The sequence below is a fragment of the Bradyrhizobium sp. sGM-13 genome (genome assembly GCF_018398875.1).
GTDB lineage: Bacteria > Pseudomonadota > Alphaproteobacteria > Rhizobiales > Xanthobacteraceae > Bradyrhizobium.
The window spans coordinates 149,808-165,496 of the sequence record NZ_JAGWDK010000015.1 but is presented as its reverse complement, the minus strand read 5'-3'; the positions used below and the strand labels follow the sequence as shown (position 1 = coordinate 165,496).

Annotated in this window: 13 protein-coding genes and 1 pseudogene; 5 read left to right on the top strand and 9 right to left on the bottom strand. The window is 60.0% G+C overall.

The genetic code is table 11. The features are described from left to right. Positions 1-196: 196 nt before the first annotated feature. The 4 genes from KJQ96_RS23235 to KJQ96_RS23220 form a co-directional block, all read right to left on the bottom strand. Positions 197-997 (bottom strand): lytic transglycosylase domain-containing protein, encoded by an 801-nt coding sequence (locus tag KJQ96_RS23235; RefSeq protein ID WP_213288830.1) that lies wholly within the window; start codon positions 995-997, stop codon positions 197-199. A 195-nt stretch (positions 998-1,192) separates the two neighbouring features. Further along, complete coding sequence (locus KJQ96_RS23230; RefSeq protein ID WP_213288829.1) at positions 1,193-1,429, bottom strand: hypothetical protein; 237 nt, start codon at positions 1,427-1,429, stop codon at positions 1,193-1,195. 40 nt (positions 1,430-1,469) lie between these two features. Continuing rightward, positions 1,470-2,642, bottom strand: a complete 1,173-nt coding sequence (locus tag KJQ96_RS23225) for an acyl-CoA desaturase (protein WP_213288863.1) — start codon at positions 2,640-2,642, stop codon at positions 1,470-1,472. Positions 2,643-2,901: 259 nt separating this feature from the next. Continuing rightward, a complete protein-coding gene (locus KJQ96_RS23220) occupies positions 2,902-3,111 on the bottom strand; it encodes a cold-shock protein (RefSeq protein ID WP_057847389.1) in 210 nt (69 codons plus the stop codon). A gap of 316 nt (positions 3,112-3,427) precedes the next feature. Here KJQ96_RS23220 and KJQ96_RS23215 point away from each other — a divergent pair, with 316 nt between their 5' ends. Continuing rightward, on the top strand, positions 3,428-5,011 hold the full coding sequence (locus tag KJQ96_RS23215) for a hypothetical protein (protein WP_249734403.1): 1,584 nt from the start codon (positions 3,428-3,430) through the stop codon (positions 5,009-5,011). Between the two features lie 91 nt (positions 5,012-5,102). On the opposite strand, the gene KJQ96_RS23210 is transcribed toward KJQ96_RS23215, so the two are convergent. Next, complete coding sequence (locus tag KJQ96_RS23210) at positions 5,103-6,038, bottom strand: tripartite tricarboxylate transporter substrate binding protein (RefSeq protein WP_213288827.1); 936 nt, start codon at positions 6,036-6,038, stop codon at positions 5,103-5,105. Positions 6,039-6,082: 44 nt separating this feature from the next. On the opposite strand from KJQ96_RS23210, the gene KJQ96_RS23205 reads away from it, so the two are divergent. After that, positions 6,083-6,235 carry a hypothetical protein gene (locus KJQ96_RS23205; RefSeq protein ID WP_213288826.1) on the top strand — a complete coding sequence of 51 codons (153 nt, stop codon included), beginning with the start codon at positions 6,083-6,085 and terminating at the stop codon, positions 6,233-6,235. An 18-nt stretch (positions 6,236-6,253) separates the two neighbouring features. After that, on the top strand, positions 6,254-7,492 hold the full coding sequence (locus KJQ96_RS23200) for an alpha/beta fold hydrolase (RefSeq protein ID WP_213288825.1): 1,239 nt from the start codon (positions 6,254-6,256) through the stop codon (positions 7,490-7,492). A gap of 153 nt (positions 7,493-7,645) precedes the next feature. Here the strand turns inward: KJQ96_RS23200 and KJQ96_RS23195 are convergent, their stop codons facing one another. Next, entirely contained in the window at positions 7,646-8,989 is a 1,344-nt protein-coding gene (locus tag KJQ96_RS23195; RefSeq protein WP_213288824.1) for an MFS transporter, read from the bottom strand. Between the two features lie 144 nt (positions 8,990-9,133). Here KJQ96_RS23195 and KJQ96_RS23190 point away from each other — a divergent pair, with 144 nt between their 5' ends. Beyond that, the gene (locus KJQ96_RS23190; protein WP_028350223.1) at positions 9,134-9,370 is read left to right on the top strand and encodes a hypothetical protein; all 237 of its coding nucleotides are present in this window, start codon (positions 9,134-9,136) and stop codon (positions 9,368-9,370) included. Positions 9,371-9,620: 250 nt separating this feature from the next. On the opposite strand, the gene rpoD is transcribed toward KJQ96_RS23190, so the two are convergent. From rpoD to dnaG, 3 genes and pseudogenes are all read right to left on the bottom strand, one after another. After that, positions 9,621-11,732 (bottom strand): RNA polymerase sigma factor RpoD, encoded by a 2,112-nt coding sequence (gene rpoD, locus KJQ96_RS23185; protein WP_213288823.1) that lies wholly within the window; start codon positions 11,730-11,732, stop codon positions 9,621-9,623. Positions 11,733-12,069: 337 nt separating this feature from the next. Further along, positions 12,070-12,750: pseudogene (locus KJQ96_RS23180) on the bottom strand (DNA primase); the annotation flags it as partial. Positions 12,751-12,828: 78 nt separating this feature from the next. After that, on the bottom strand, positions 12,829-14,784 hold the full coding sequence (gene dnaG / locus KJQ96_RS23175; RefSeq protein ID WP_213288822.1) for a DNA primase: 1,956 nt from the start codon (positions 14,782-14,784) through the stop codon (positions 12,829-12,831). Between the two features lie 188 nt (positions 14,785-14,972). Between dnaG and KJQ96_RS23170 the strand changes: the two genes are divergently transcribed. Beyond that, positions 14,973-15,539, top strand: a complete 567-nt coding sequence (locus tag KJQ96_RS23170) for a chlorite dismutase family protein (protein WP_213288821.1) — start codon at positions 14,973-14,975, stop codon at positions 15,537-15,539. Positions 15,540-15,689 lie beyond the last annotated feature (150 nt).

Sequence of the window (15,689 nt, the reverse complement as noted above, 5' to 3'; positions counted from 1 at the left end):
ACGTCTCGTGCCGATCATGCCATGGGAAAACGGCGCGCGAAACCTCGTCGTTCCCGCGCACGCGGGGACCCATACGCCGCGGCCGATATTGTTAAAGCGGACCGGTTGATGGCCTTCGCTTGAACAATTGGCGCCTGTGGTTATGGGTCCCTGCGTTCGCAGGGACAACGGTGAATGGCGTCGGTGGTGAAAGCCCCTACTCCCCGCCGTCGATCTGGCGGCCCATCAGCGCGATCGCCTTCTGATAGACGCCCGCGGCATTCCAGGCCTGGATGGCGGCGAAATTCGGCTCGCCCGGCTGATAGCCGGCGCCCGCGCGCCAGCCATGGGCCTTCAAAAAGTTCGCTGTCGACATCAGCGCGTTGGCCGAGTTTTCGAGATTGCCGGTGCCGTAAGCCAGAATGGCTTTTGGCATGAACTGCGTCTGGCCGACCTCGCCATGCATCGAGCCGCGCTGGCTGGCAGAGAGCGCGCCGCGGTCGATCAATTGCAGCGCGGCGTAGAGGTGCTCCGTAAAATATTCCGAGCGCCGGCAGTCATAGGCGAGCGTCGCAATCGAGGCGAGCATGTTCTGATTGCCGCGCTGGCTGCCGAACCCGGTCTCCATGCCCCAGATGGCGAGCAGCGGCCCCGGCGGCACGCCGTAGCGGCTCTGAATGGAGGCAAACAGCGCGGCCTGCGATTGCTTGAGCTGCCGCCCCCTGGCGACGATGGTTGTGGCGCCGCGCTTGGCCAGAAACTGCTCGAGCGAGAGTTTGAAACTACGCTGGCCGCGGTCGGCATTGATGGTCGCCTGCGCGTAGTTCGTCGCCATCAGGGCCTGGATCGTCGAGGCGCTGATGCCCTTGGCGCGGGCTTCGCTGGCGAACTGCTGCTTCCAGGACTCGTATCCGGCGGCGGAGGTGCCGCATTGGGCGGCGTGGGCGTAGGCGCCTGCGGATGCGAAGATAGCCAAGGTCAGGAAAGTGGCCGTCGTAAGTCTCTTGCTCTTGGACATCCGGAGTTCCTCGGCTTTACCGACTTTCGCTCGCGCGGCCAGCTTAACGGAAGGTTGGCGGCGGTCTAGGGCGTCTACTCATAAATCCGGGTATGGCGCGTGCGGCCACATGCCGGTCTTACCCACGAGGCCAGTTATGAATCAAGACGATCATGATAGCGACGTAACGCTGCCTGCTCTGTCCGCATAGGCTGCTTAGATCATGGTGAGCTTGAGCTGACCACCTTCAACGGTCCCCGTGGCGAGAGCGTCGCGAGCCATCTTTTCGATAGTCGGCCAATTCGCGAGAAGGTACTTCTGCGCCTGTGCCTTCGTAGGAAAGCTGGTTTGCAGTATGCAGCCCTGCCGCGCGTTTCCATTCGCAATCTGAAAAGATACTGTTTGGGGTCCCTCATTGATCTCTTGTTCGGTAGGCTTGGGAAGTTTACGCATACACTGCTCCTTATGAAAATTGTTACACAAGAATGAGACATCAGCCGTTTGAGGACGGGCGTATGCTATCCATGCTCGCTTGCGATTTCGGATTTGCCACTGCCAACCGAGGTGGACTGATCAATAGAGATCCGACAGATTCGATCAGGACCCCATATGCACGCTCGACGATGTCGTCCAAAAATCTGGTCTTCGCGAACATCTCCTGGGCTGCAGCGAGTAGCTGGTCACGAGTTGGCATGTGAGGCGGATGCAGATTCCAACGCAAATCGGCCCGCTGCTGCAATAGAAGCAGCGCATCCCGCACCGACGACAATTCGGTCTCGTGGACTGATGATTTGATAGCCTGCGCGATGTGTTCGGGGTTGAAGCGTCTAGCGAGCTGCTCAGCCGTTCGGCTTAGTATTCGTGATCCCAACCGCTGCTCATTGCGCAGAACCGGCTCCGGCGGCCTCTTTAGATCCCAGACAATCCCGAGCCAGGACAAGCCCACCAGAACATAATAGGTCACATCAATCTCCCACCAACGGAAGCCCTGCCGAGCGCTGCTCTGGTAGGCGTGATGATTGTTGTGCCAGCCCTCACCCATCGTAACGAGAGCCAGCAGCCAGTTGTTGCGGGAATCATCGCCCGTAACATACCGCTTGCGTCCGTGAACATGTGCCAGGGAATTGATGCAAAACGTTGCATGATACAGAACGACAGTGCTCCAGAGGAAGCCGACCACCAAGCCCGGCCATCCGGCAATGAGGAAGCAGAGACCAGCGATCATGACCGCTGGCAAAACCTCGAATTTGTGCAGCCACATCAACTCAGGATACGATGCAAAATCCGAAACCTTTACCAGATCGGTTGCATCGTGCTGTCGATAGAAGATCCAGCCGACATGACTGTGCACGAAGCCTTTGTGCCGGGGTGAATGCACATCTAGCTCGGAATCTGAATGAAGATGGTGATGTCGGTGTTTCGCAGCCCACCAAAGGACGCTTTTCTGAGCGCTGCTTTGGGCAAGGAATGCAAGGATGAATTGAAACACCCGGCTTGTCGAGTAAGCTCGGTGTGAGAAATACCGATGATACCCGGCACCGATCGCAAACATACGCAGCCAATATAAAACGACGCAAATTGCAGTCGCTTGCCATGTGATGCCCGACCAGAACGCCGCGACACACCCTGCGTGGACCAAAAGAAACGGAAGGACCTGCGGGTACATGATGTCATCATGTTCCTGATCTGGATTGATATTGGTAGGCACGTTCCCAACCTCAGTTGTTTCAACGGGCAGGTCACCGCCAACAGACTGCTCAAGGCCAAGTCTTGAAGGCCGACCCTTGAAGGCCGAGCCTTGGCGGCATTGCCCGCGATACTCAAAAAAGAACTCCGCGGCCGGTAAACCCGGCGCGGAGTCGCTAAAGCCAAATGCTCTGCCAGTACATCCGTGGTCAAAGCAGCATGGCGTCGATTGCGGCAGCTTACGCGGCGCGCAGATTTTCCGCGGCAGATTTGCCGGTCCGGCGATCTGCAACGACGTCAAAGGAAACCTTCTGTCCCTCGTTGAGGGCACTCATGCCGGCGCGTTCGACAGCGCTGATATGAACGAAAACATCTGGGCCTCCCTGGTCCGGCTGAATGAAGCCGAAACCCTTTTGGCTGTTAAACCACTTCACAGTTCCCGTATTCATGGGAGATCGTCCTTCAAGATAGATGTATGTTTGGAACCGCGCTCGAGAACGCAGCAGGCTAATTTCGAGGTCTGGGGGAGGGTCGTCAGTCAGGCGCGCTATGAGCGGCAAGGCCAAGTCGTTCGGCCGAAAACTCGATTGATCATACATGGCTGTTATTCGATCATTTCGCAAGTGGCTTCCAATTTCTTTGGCAATGAGCCAACTGCAATGGTTCCCCTTCGCTCCGCGGAAGAGAATGCTGCGGGGGTCGGCACCGCCCACCGGCGCGTGCCTTACGAGCTGCCCGGCGGGCGCCCCTCCAGGGACAATGGCCATGACCAGGTCCAGTGGTTTCAAAGTCGGAATGGGCATTGTGATCGCCGCGCTCGCGGCAATCCCGAAGACGGCCGCGCAGGCGCCAATGCTTTCCGTGGACCCTTCACGACTGCCCCGTCTCGGCACCATCGACGAGCGCTTTCAATCGTACAATGTGGAAATGGTCGAGGTCACGGGCGGACGCTTCTGGAAACCCTACAGCTCGAGTGCCACAACGCCATCGGCTCGCGGCGCCGATAACGCCGAAAATATGCCGGCGAGTGCGAACCCCGACCTCTACGCCTATCGAGAGCCGATCGACCTGTCGACCCGCCGGCTGCGTATATTGGCTGCGGCGCTGGCCCCAGCCTATTTGCGCGTTAGCGGCACCTGGGCCAATAGCACTTACTTTGCAGAAAGCGATCAGCCCTCGACGCCGCCCAACGGCTTCCGTGCGGTGCTAAGCCGCGAGCGCTGGAAAGGCGTCATCGACTTTGCCCGCGCGGTCGGCGCAGGGGTCGTGACGTCAATGGCGATAAGCCCCGGTGCCCGGGACGCGGCGGGCCGATGGCAGAGCGATCAGGCGCGTCGGTTGTTCGCCTACACCAGATTCATCGGTGGCAGAATTGCTGCCGCCGAGTTCATGAACGAGCCGACACTGGCAGCCATGGGCGGCGCACCGAAAGGATACGACGCGGCAGCTTATGGACGGGACTTCAAAGCCTTTGTTGCGTTCATCAGGAACAACCAACCGGATGTGATTGTTCTGGGCCCTGGTTCGATCGGCGAGACAACAGCGTCGCAATCACCCCCGCAATCCAGCTCCGATTTTCTTCGTACGCGGGATCTGCTTGCCGCATCCGGTCCCGGCATCGACGCCTTTTCCTATCATCACTACGGCGCCCTCTCGCAACGATGCTCCGGAATTCCGGGTCAAACCACACCAGAGGCCGCGCTTTCGGAAACGTGGCTTAAGAGCACGGAGCAAACGCTTGCGTTCTACCGATCGCTCCGGGACGAGTTTGCGCCCGACAAGCCGATGTGGCTGACCGAAACCGCCGAGGCCGCCTGCGGCGGCAATCCCTGGGCTTCCACTTTCCTCGATACGTTCCGATATCTCGATCAGCTCGGCCGGCTTGCCAGGGCCGGCGTCCAGATGGTGGCGCACAACACGCTGGCTGCCAGCGATTACGGCCTGCTTGACGAGACGACGTTGCGGCCGCGGCCGAACTACTGGGCGGCGCTGCTTTGGCGCAGGCTGATGGGCACGACCGTTCTCGACGCCGGCGTGCATCAGGGGATGCACCTCTACGCGCATTGCCGGCGAGGCGTGCGTGGCGCCGTCACGCTGCTCGCCATCAATACGGACAAGACAAGCGCCGCAAAGCTGCGATTGCCCGCAGCCAGCGAGCGTTACACGCTGTCGGCGGATCATCTGCAAAGCGCAAGCGTGAAGCTGAATGGAACGGTCTTGGAGCTCGGCCCCAATGACGATCTTCCGCCGCTCGCTGCCGTGACATCGCCGCCGGGCTTGATCGAGATCGGACCTGCCGCGATTGCTTTTCTCACGGTCGGGGATGCCAAAAATCCGGCATGCGATTAATCTCGATGCGTTTCATGCCGATGCCGAAACCCGGACCGATCCCGACGGCAAGTTTGCTTTTTTCGACGTCGTTTCCGCGACGGACTGCAATCTAATCAAGCAGCTTGATACCTGATCCTCGTACCAGGCTTGCCCATTTCGGAATCTCGCCGTCAACAGCGGCAGCGAATTCCGCGGGTGAGTTGCCAATCGGCTTGATTCCAAGATCATCGAATCGCTTGCGCATCTCCGGCATCGCGAGAATCCTCACGGTTTCGCGGTGCAGCTTTTCGATAATCGCCGGTGGAGTTCTGGCAGGCGCCATCAGGCCGAACCATACCGTTACATCGAAGCCAGGGAAGCCTGATTCCGCCATGGTCGGGAGATCGGGTGCGCCGGCATATCGCTCCAACGATGTCACCGCGAGTGCCCTGACTTTCCCATCGCGCGCGAGGGGTAACAACGCACTGGTGGGAGGAACAAACGCCATGCTGAGCCGTCCAGCGACTATCTCCTGCCCAAACGCGCTGCGATACGGCACGTGCAGGATATCGACTTTCGCCATCGATTTCAGCAGTTCTCCGGCGAGATGCTGCGTTGAACCAAATCCTGAGGATCCGTAGGTGAGTGTGCCCGGCCGGGCGCGTGCGACCGCAACCAGTTCTTGCACGTTCTTCGCCGGCACGTCGTTGTTGACGATGAGGATGTTTGCGTAAGCGCACACCTGAGAGATCGGCACAAGATCCCGGACGGGGTCAAACGGCATTTTCTCATAGAGGCTGGGATTGATTACGATTACCGGGTTGGCCGCGAGCAGCAGCGTATGGCCGTCCGGCTCAGCCCTTGCGACGCGCTCCCCGGCAATATTGCCGTTGGCGCCCACCGCGTTCTCAATCACGACTGGCTTCCCCCATGCCTGGAAAAGCTTATCGCCGAGCAAGCGGGCAACAATATCTGCAGATGTGCCCGGTCCGAAACCGACGACAATTCGAACCGTGTGGACAGGGTAATCCAGCGCCAGTGCAACTGGCCCCGCCGTAACGGACATAATTAAGTGTGGCAAGAACCAACACCAACGAATGCAGAAACTTCATGACTGCCTCCCTTCAGGGAACCCCATTCCTCGCGGTATCGCTGTCCGGCGAAGCTCTTTGCGGGTTTGCGCAGGGCAATTCCAAGCGGCGCGGCGGGGCAGCTAAGCCGACGGTGCCACGGCGGACGCTCGGCGTAACGAGGGCGCAATGAAATTCCGCCGAAATATCGGTGAATGTGGTAAGCTTCATTTTGAAGGTCGCGGTGGAGGTCAGGATGCATTCCGGCTCTCCCAGGGTGCTCTGCTTCAGCGATTATGCCCTCGACCTGCAGCGCTGCGCGATCATGCGCGGCGGGCGGGAACTTCAACTTCGGCCGAAATCCTTCGATGTGCTACGCTATCTCGCTGAGCACGCCGGCCGGCTCGTTTCCAAGGAAGAGCTGATCAAGGCAACGTGGCCCAACGTGTTCGTATCCGACGACTCGCTCGTCCAATGCATCAAGGACATCCGCGAAGCGCTGTCCGACGATGCCCACGAGATCGTCAAAACCGTCCCGCGCCGGGGCTATTTGTTCGCGGCCGAATTATCCGATGGGGAACTGGATAGCCGACCTCTAACGATCGGTTCGCGTCATCAGGAGCTCACATTCTGCCGAACCCAAGACGGCGTCAACATTGCCGTTGCATGTGTGGGCCAGGGCATGCCGCTTGTGTGTATTCCCACCTGGGCCACCCATGTCGAGTACGACTGGCAAAGTCCCATCCGCGGACCGCTTTGTCGTTTCCTCGCCGACCGCGTCCGGCTCGTTCGCTATGATGGTCGAGGTTTCGGGCTTTCCGATCGAGACATCACCGGCATTTCCCTCGCAACGTTCGAACGCGACCTGGAGGCGGTTGTTGATGCTCTGCATCTGCATCGTTACGCGATCTTGGGCATAGCGCAGGGAGCCGCAATCGCCATCGCTCACGCTGCCCGCTATCCCGAACGTGTGTCGAAACTGATCCTTCACGGCGGCTTTGCGCTCGGCCGCAACAAACGCGCCTCCCCGAAAGATGCTGAAATCGCGAAGGCGTTGATTGCTATCATGCGGCAGGGATGGGGCGACGATAACTCCGCTCTGCTGAGGATCTTCAGCTCTGTCTTTCTTCCCGGTGCTTCGGCCGAGCAGATCAAGTGGTACGCAAACCTGCTGCGCCTCTCGACGTCGGTCGAAAACGCGATCATGAACCGATACGCCGTTGACGAGATCGATATCGTCGATCTATTGCCGAAGGTATCTGCCCCAACCCTGGTCCTTCACTGTCGTAACAACAATGCAGCGCCGTTTAACGAGGGACGCCGCATCGCCACGTCCATCCCGAACGCAAAATTCGCGGTCTTGGACTCGGAAAACAGCGTCCCCATACCGGGCGAGCCCGCCTGGTCAAATTTCATCGGCGAGATTGAGACGTTCTTGTTAGACGTCTGAATCGGCGTAGCGGCGGCCAGATGGCCGCGGCCCTCGAGCTTGAATGCGGGTGACCAGAAAGCGGTCTCAGCAGGTGATGCACACGTCCGAGGATGGTCGCGGATCACAGTCGAAACGAGACGGATATTTGCAGATTTCGCTTAGATGAGCGGATTAATCCGCGTGCAGCCGAAGGCAGAGCACGGCGCTGGCCAGCGCCGAAATTCCCAGCAGCACGAGCACGCCGGGAAATCCGGTCAGCGCGAAGACGATACCTCCGAAGGTCACCCCGACCGTGCCGCCGAGAAAGCTGCACGAATTGAGTAACCCAGAGCCTCTCCCCGCCTGCGATTGAGGCAGCGTTGCAAGTCCGAGCCGCGGCGCCGACGCGTAAATGAGCGCGATTCCAGCGCCGGCGACAAAGAGACCGGGCATCAGAAGAGCGAATCTTGCTTCGATCTGAAACGACGACCAGATGATCGCGCAGCCGAGCGCAAGCAGGAGCGATCCGCCTGTCAGCATGCGCCGCACGCCGATGCTCATTCCAATAGAGGGAGCCGCGCGCGCGAAGGCAAACAGCGCAATCGAGAGCGGCACAAGGGAAAGGCCCGCCGCAACGGCTGATATGCCGAGCCCATCCGCGGACTGCGCAAAGAGGTTGTAGTAGAGCAGCAGCGTCATGATGTCGAACATCACGAGAAACAAGAGGCCGGCGGCAATCGCGAAATTCCGGTTCGCGAACAGGCAGAAGTCGACCAGCGGCTGAAGGCGCCGCGTCTGCGTCCGCAGCAATAGAGGAAACGCGATCGCCGTCAGCACGAGCGGGATGGCAGACAGCGGGTTGGTGCGGACATGTGCCAACGCCTGCAATCCCGATATCAGCATCACCATGAAGAGTGCGAGAAGGCCAAGTCCGACCCAGTCCATCGAAATCGCGCGCCGGCCGTCGGTGCCGGGATGCCGCAGCAGCATCAGGCCGGCGGGCACCATCGCAATGACGTTCAGCCAGAAGATGAAGCGCCAGCCCGCGTAATGCGTCACGGCTCCGCCGAGGAGCGGCCCGATGCTGAAGCCGAGCATCAGAAAACCGGTCCAGGCGCCGATCGCCTCGGGGCGCCCCTCGTCAGGTGCGGCTTCGGTCACCGCCGCAAGCGTGCCGGCCACCGCAAACGCGGCTCCCAGCCCTTGCAGCGCCCGCGCGCCGACCACCACGAAGCCGGCCGGCGCCAGCGCGATGAGCAGCGACGCAAGTGCGAACATGGCGATGCCGGCAATCGAGGACCTTCGCGCGCCGAGCTGATCCGCCGCGCCGCCGCCCACAATGATGAAGATGGCGGCGGTCAGGAGATAGGCATTGACCACCCATTCGAGCTCCGCCGGACCAAGCTGCAGGCTGCCCTTCATGTCGGGAAGCGCCGCCATGATCGCCGTGCTGTTGTCGCCCACAGCCAGCATGGCAAGGCAGCAGGCCATCAGCACCGGCTTGAGGTCGCTCTTCGCGCGGGAGGTTGCCAGCATCACCACCACCCCTTCCGTTCGTCCAGGCGAACAGTATGCCGGCAAAGCGGTCATAGATAAATCGCGTCCACGCCGTCTCGCAAGGCAGACCGGCGCGCAGCGAGGATGATTGACAGCGGCGCCTCTATCGAGGACAAGCCGCGCATGCCAAAGAAACCCGGGACCAATCCCAAAGGCGAGTTCGCCTTTTTCAATGTCGTCTATGAAGACGACTCGCAGCGCTCCAACCGGCGCGTGCCCGCCGAATTGCTCGGCGGGCTCGACGGCGACGAGCCGGCGCGCGGCTACATCATGGAGCAGGACCGCGAGATCGCCGAGAAATCCGGCCGCCCGCAGCTCAAGATCAAGAGCATCAGCCGCGTCGGGGCGAAGAAGAAGTAGGTGGTCACCTCTCCCGCTTGCGGGGGAGGTCGTCGCGCTCGAAGAGCGCGGCGGGTGGGGGCTCTCTCCACACGAGAGATGCGACTCGCGGCGGCACCCCCACCCCGCCCTCCACCGCAAGCGGGAGAGGGAGTGCAGCTCCGTCGTGGATGTAATTCGATCCCAATCAAGCAAAGCAAAAACGGCGGGCTCTCGCCCGCCGTTCTTTTTCGATGGATGCCCGGGTCGAGCCCGGGCATGACGACCCGAGTTAGTTGTCGAGGAACGACCGCAGCTTCCGGCTCCTTGACGGATGCTTCAGCTTGCGCAGCGCCTTCGCCTCGATCTGACGAATACGCTCTCTCGTCACCGAGAACTGCTGGCCGACTTCTTCCAGCGTGTGGTCGGTGTTCATGCCGATGCCGAAGCGCATGCGGAGCACGCGTTCTTCGCGCGGGGTGAGCGAGGCCAGGACCCGCGTGGTGGTTTCGCGAAGGTTAGACTGGATCGCCGCATCGATGGGCAGGATCGCGTTCTTGTCCTCGATGAAATCGCCGAGGTGTGAATCTTCTTCATCACCAACGGGCGTCTCCAGCGAGAGCGGCTCTTTCGCGATCTTGAGAACCTTGCGGACCTTCTCCAGGGGCATGCCGAGCTTTTCGGCAAGCTCTTCCGGCGTCGGCTCGCGGCCGATCTCGTTGAGCATCTGGCGGCTGGTGCGCACGATCTTGTTGATGGTCTCGATCATGTGCACGGGGATGCGGATGGTGCGGGCCTGGTCGGCGATCGAGCGCGTGATCGCCTGCCGGATCCACCACGTGGCGTAGGTCGAGAACTTGTAGCCGCGGCGATACTCGAATTTATCGACCGCCTTCATCAACCCGATGTTGCCTTCCTGGATCAGGTCGAGGAACTGCAGGCCGCGGTTGGTGTATTTCTTGGCGATCGAGATCACGAGACGCAGGTTGGCCTCGACCATTTCCTTCTTGGCCTGGCGCGCCTCGCGCTCGCCCTTCTGCACGCCGTGCACGATCTTGCGGAATTCGCCGATCTCAAGACCCGTCAGCGCCGCCAGCGACTGGATCTCGTGGCGCAGCTCCTTGATGCGGTCCTTCTCGTGATGGACGAAATTCTTCCAGCCCTTGGCCGATAATTTCGACACACGATTGAGCCAGCGCGGATCGAGCTCCGAGCCCTGGTAGTTGCGCAGGAAATCTTCGCGCGCGACGCCGTGGCTGTCGCCGAGGCGCAGCAAGCGGCCCTCGAACGAGACCAGCTTCTTGTTGATGTCGTAGAGCTGCTCGACGAGGCTGTCGATGCGGGCCTGATTCAGGCGCAGCGATTTCACCTCGACGATGATCTCGTCCTTCAGCTTCTTGTACTTGCGCTCCTGCGAGGGCGAGAGCGACTCGCTTTGAAGCTGGTTGGCGATGTCCTGCTCCTGCAGGCGGCGCAGCTTCTTGTATTCGGAGGCGATCTTGTCGAAGGTCTCGACCACCTTCGGCTTCAGCTCGGCCTCGATCGCGGCGAGCGACATCTGGTTTTCGAACTCGTCGTCGTCCATGTCGCCTTCGGCGGCGGCTTCCGCAGGATCCTTCTCCTCGGTCTCCACATCGCCCGCAGGGGCTGTACGGAACGGGGTCGGCGCGGGGGGCGCTGCCGGCGGCGCGACATGCGCGGGCGCGGCCTCGCCGTTGGCGGCCTGGCCGTCGCCTGCGGGGGCGGCGATCATCGCCGGGTTCATGTTGTTCTTGGCGTCGGGGCCAGCGTAAGTGGCTTCGAGATCGATGATGTCGCGAAGGAAGATCTTTCCTTCGTTGAGCTCATCGCGCCAGATGATGATGGCCTGGAAGGTCAAGGGGCTTTCGCAGAGACCCGCAATCATCGCCTCGCGGCCGGCCTCGATGCGCTTTGCGATCGCGATTTCGCCTTCGCGCGACAGCAATTCCACCGTGCCCATCTCGCGCAGATACATGCGGACGGGATCGTCGGTGCGCTCGCCGGGCTCGGACTTCTTGACCTCGGTGACAGCCTTGGCCGTGACCTCGACAAGCTCGTTGTCGGTGTCGTCGTCGGCTTCTTCCTTCTCGGCCTCTTCATCGGCCTCTTCGGCCTCGGAGACGTTGATGCCCATGTCCGAGAGCATCGACATGATATCCTCGATCTGCTCCGGCGAGGTGGTGTCGGAGGGCAAGACTTCGTTGAGTTGATCGAAGGTCACGAAGCCGCGCTTCTTGGCCTGCTTGATCATCTTCTTGACCGCGGCATCCGTCAGGTCGAGCAACGGCGACGGCGCATCGGGGCTATCCTTCTCAGGGGCGTCCGCTGCCTTGTCGTCTTTTTCCTTGTCCTTAACCTGCAGCGTCTTTGCCTTGGTGGCCATTCATCAAGCTCCCGAAACGCGCTTCATGCGGGCGTGCGTCGCCGCCCGCGCTCTTCAACTCAATTCGTTCGAGATGACGTCGTTCGATCGTCACCTTGCTCTGTTCATTCGCCTTCGCATGATCGGTCGAAAGCGGCACCCGCTTTTCCGCACCATGGTTACGACGCGCAAAGGGCGGCGCAGACCGTCGCCACCCCTGCCTTCCGCATCACCGGTTCTGTCTTTCGTAGCCCAAACGCCCTTAAGCTTTGCTTAACCCTGTTTTTGCCGCCAAATCATGGATTTGGCGAGTCTTTTCGCGGGCTCGGCCAAGGCCGTCCGCATCATTTTTCAATCGTCAAACGCTTTTGCGGAACCGGCCCGAAAGCTCGCCAAAACCCTCAATCAGGGCCTCGGTGCCGTCGAGGGAGTCCAGCCGGGCGCCGACATCCTTCAGCCACGCCAGATTGGCCTCGCTGGTCTCCTCGGCCAATGCCAGTTCGGCATCTTTCTTCTCCCTAAGTAGGGCGTGCGTTTTCTGATGCAAGACAACGAGTTGCTGCCAAGTGGCCAAAACGTCCTCGCGCGCTGCGCCGGGCCTCGCGGCCCACACCGCCACCGTCGTGATCGCCCGCTCAACCCGTTGAAGAACCTCGCCTAATCCGCGAGCCTCGAGATCGGCACGCATTTTTTCGGCCTGCTCCTCGACGCCGGGGGAATGGTGATGGTCGTTGGCGAAGGCGGCGATAATGCCGGCGCGGAGCTTGTTGGCCTCGGGACGCGCCAGTTCCAGGGCGGCCACCTCCTCCAGATGATCGTGCAGCAGCCAAGGGTGGTTAATCAGGGATTGCAGGATCAGGGCCTCGCGGCGGGACATCGCGCTGCGCTGGCCACGCATGATCGGGCTGGTCGCAAGCTGGGGGCTCGCCGCCTGGTAGGGGCCGGCGGCGGTTCCCGAAGCGATCCCCGGCGGGCGGCCGCGGGGGGCGAATCGGCCGGCCGGGCCCGCCCCGCGCGGGGCAAACGCGCGGGGTGATTCGGGGCCTCACCGCAGAATTGTCCCTTTTCGGCCGACCGCGATCTTGTGCTAGTTCGCGGAATTTGTCTGCAAGCCCGGCTACGCAAAAATAAGTTGTTTAGCAGGCTGCATTTCAGCATCCGGAGATTTCGTTGGATTCGGGCCTGTCAGGCGTCGAATTTCGGCCGCTTCTTCCGCTAGCGCCGCCCCTTCGACCTCGATGTCTGCATGTTCGTTTTGACGCTCCCGAACAAGACTTAGCAAGAGGTCAAACGCGGAGTCGTCATCTCCAGCCGAAATTTTGGCCCGCTGGATGTCATGATCCAATTCATTGAGGTGAATTCTGCGCGCAAGATGGTCCATGCATCGCGAAACGAAATCCTGAGGAGGTTTCAGGGCGAGAAGTGGAAAGCGAGCGAAAAGATTGTACCCCCACGGCCGACCATCCAGCTTCTTGCCGTGTATCTCGTCCAGCACCTTATAGAAACCATCTTCGAGATGGCTATAAATCTGTTGAACGGACAACTCCTTCTGTATGACGAGCAATTTGTACAGCGCCGTGCAGAACCGATCTAACTCCTCTACAAATTTTAGCCTGAGAATCGTGTCTTGCTTTTCGTCTAAGAGCTCTGGGTAGTGTACAAGCATCCCGAGCAAGACTTTTTGCAAGTTGTGTTCTCGGTCGTCCAACCCGCTCTTGACTTCTTGGGATACGAATTGGTTCGGCTCGTTCTTATCTTTGCCGCCCCTCCCAACCTTCGACTTAGCCTTGCTCCCCCTCACGGCTTGCCAAAACAACTCCGCGAGTTGCAAACGGCAAGTGCGAACGTACGCGGTTTGAACCGATGAATCTCTTATTGTGTGAATAAGCGCGACCAGCTTCTTCTCGAGCGAAGCTTGAGCATCGGGACTCTTAACGTTGATCCCATCTGTTTCGCGTGCCCACAAAACATCCCACATCGGCAATGAGCCGATGAGCACATCTTTGAACGCTTCGATACCCCTCTCGCGGATCAGGTCATCTGGATCCTTTTCGCCTACCATAAATGCAAATCGAAATGACTTCCCAACCGCCAACAACGGCAGAATCCGGTCAATCGACCTATGAGCGGCAGCGATACCGGCTCGGTCGGCGTCGAAACAAATCACTGGCTCGGAAGACAGTTTCCACAGCGACGTGATCTGCCCTTCCGTAAACGCGGTTCCCATCGTTGCAACAACGCCCCGAATGCCAGCCTGATAGATGGCAATGGCATCCATGTAGCCTTCGACAGCAACCACAGAACCTGCTTTGTGAGCCGGCTCGCGAGCGCGATGAAAATTAAAGACGACAGAGCCCTTGTGAAAAATTGTAGTTTCAGGAGAGTTCAAATATTTCGGTTGAATGTCGCTCTTAAGCGCTCGGCCTCCGAAGCCAATGACTCGACCTCGTTGATCGTGGATCGGAATGATCACACGATCGCGAAAGCGATCATAGGGAACAGGTATGTCTTCTCCGGCTATCAGCAAGCCGGTTTCAATCATGTCGGCAACCGACACGCCCTTTGATCCTAAGTATTCTTTTAATCCAAACCGATTTGCGGGCGCGTAGCCAAGCCGGAATTCAAGAACTGTCGACGTGACAATACCACGATCGGATAGATAGCCGCGGGCGTGTGCGCCTATGCTTGAAGCAAGGTTCTGCTCGAAGTACTTCGTCGCCAATTCCATTACGTCGTAGAGGGTCTTTTGCCGTACCTCCCTCTGCTCTTCTTCCTTTGAAGTTCGCGGTAGCGGAAGTCCCGCCAAAGAGGCAAGCCGCTCCACTGCCTCGGGAAAGGAGACACCTTCCGTCTCCATCACGAAGTCAAAGATGTTGCCGTGCTTGCCGGTCGAAAAGTCGTGATAAAATTGTTTCTGGTCGTTTACGGTGAACGACGGCGACTTCTCTTGCTGGAAAGGCGACAGGCCTTTCCATTCGCGCCCCGCCTTCTTTAGCTTGACGCGCCGGCCTACCACGTCTGAAACCTGCAGACGCGCCTTCAACTCGTCTAGAAAGCTAGGCGGGAAGCGCATGTGCTATCTCTCACTCAGACAAATTCACGAGGAAGAGGCGTTATCATGCGCATGGCGATCCTCGCGAATCGCGGCGTAATCAATCTTAGTGTTCTCCGTCTGTTCCGTCAATACTCCCCGTTCTTCCCGCAAATCACAGCCACAAGATATCCTAGTGTATCCTGAACAAGCGGCTAATAGTGGTCCGCATGTTCACGATCTTCCGGGGTGGCAGGAGCGGTGCCTGGCGGGTGACGCGGTTTGCGCCGGTCAAGGGCGCGTCGCTTTCGCCGACGCCTTCGCTGTCGGTCGTGCATTCGCTGTCGATCACGCTACCGATCCTGCCCTCGCCCACCTCGTGGCGGCTCGCCGGCTTCGCCAGCCATCTGCGTTATACCGAGCGCGCCGAGAAGACGCAGCTTGATGCCGTGCGGGCCGAGATCGGCCGACCTGAGGCGACCAATGCGGCGCTGATCCCGATCAAGAAATCGGCGGCGTGGTGGGAGCTGACGCAGGAGGAGCGGCGGCAGATCTTTGAGGATAGATCCCACCACATCGCCGACAGCCTGAAATACCTGCCGGCGATCGCCCGCCAGCTCTATCACAGCCGCGACCTCGGCGAGCCCTTCGACTTCCTGACCTGGTTCGAATACGCGCCCGCGGACGCCGACGCGTTCGAGGAGTTGGTCCGCACGCTGCGCGCGACCGAGGAATGGCACTATGTCGAGCGCGAGGTGGATATCCGGCTGGAGTGCGAGCGGCTGGATGCGGGGTGATTGATTCTCGTGCCCCGGATGCTGCGCAGCACCGAAAGCGCGTTCACGCGCGTCTTCATCGCGCTATGATGATGCGCTGCTAAGCCGGGGCCCACGGTTGCGGCATAACGGAAGCGTGGGTCCCGGCTCTGCGGCGCAGCGTTACACGCT

Coding starts and splice junctions, on each gene's coding strand:
- KJQ96_RS23235 (WP_213288830.1), bottom strand. CDS start 997: ATGTCCAAGAGCAAGAGACTTACGACGGCCACTTTCCTGACCTTGGCT.
- KJQ96_RS23230 (WP_213288829.1), bottom strand. CDS start 1,429: ATGCGTAAACTTCCCAAGCCTACCGAACAAGAGATCAATGAGGGACCC.
- KJQ96_RS23225 (WP_213288863.1), bottom strand. CDS start 2,642: ATGTACCCGCAGGTCCTTCCGTTTCTTTTGGTCCACGCAGGGTGTGTC.
- KJQ96_RS23220 (WP_057847389.1), bottom strand. CDS start 3,111: ATGAATACGGGAACTGTGAAGTGGTTTAACAGCCAAAAGGGTTTCGGC.
- KJQ96_RS23215 (WP_249734403.1), top strand. CDS start 3,428: ATGACCAGGTCCAGTGGTTTCAAAGTCGGAATGGGCATTGTGATCGCC.
- KJQ96_RS23210 (WP_213288827.1), bottom strand. CDS start 6,038: ATGTCCGTTACGGCGGGGCCAGTTGCACTGGCGCTGGATTACCCTGTC.
- KJQ96_RS23205 (WP_213288826.1), top strand. CDS start 6,083: ATGACTGCCTCCCTTCAGGGAACCCCATTCCTCGCGGTATCGCTGTCC.
- KJQ96_RS23195 (WP_213288824.1), bottom strand. CDS start 8,989: ATGCTGGCAACCTCCCGCGCGAAGAGCGACCTCAAGCCGGTGCTGATG.
- KJQ96_RS23190 (WP_028350223.1), top strand. CDS start 9,134: ATGCCAAAGAAACCCGGGACCAATCCCAAAGGCGAGTTCGCCTTTTTC.
- rpoD (WP_213288823.1), bottom strand. CDS start 11,732: ATGGCCACCAAGGCAAAGACGCTGCAGGTTAAGGACAAGGAAAAAGAC.
- dnaG (WP_213288822.1), bottom strand. CDS start 14,784: ATGCGCTTCCCGCCTAGCTTTCTAGACGAGTTGAAGGCGCGTCTGCAG.
- KJQ96_RS23170 (WP_213288821.1), top strand. CDS start 14,973: ATGTTCACGATCTTCCGGGGTGGCAGGAGCGGTGCCTGGCGGGTGACG.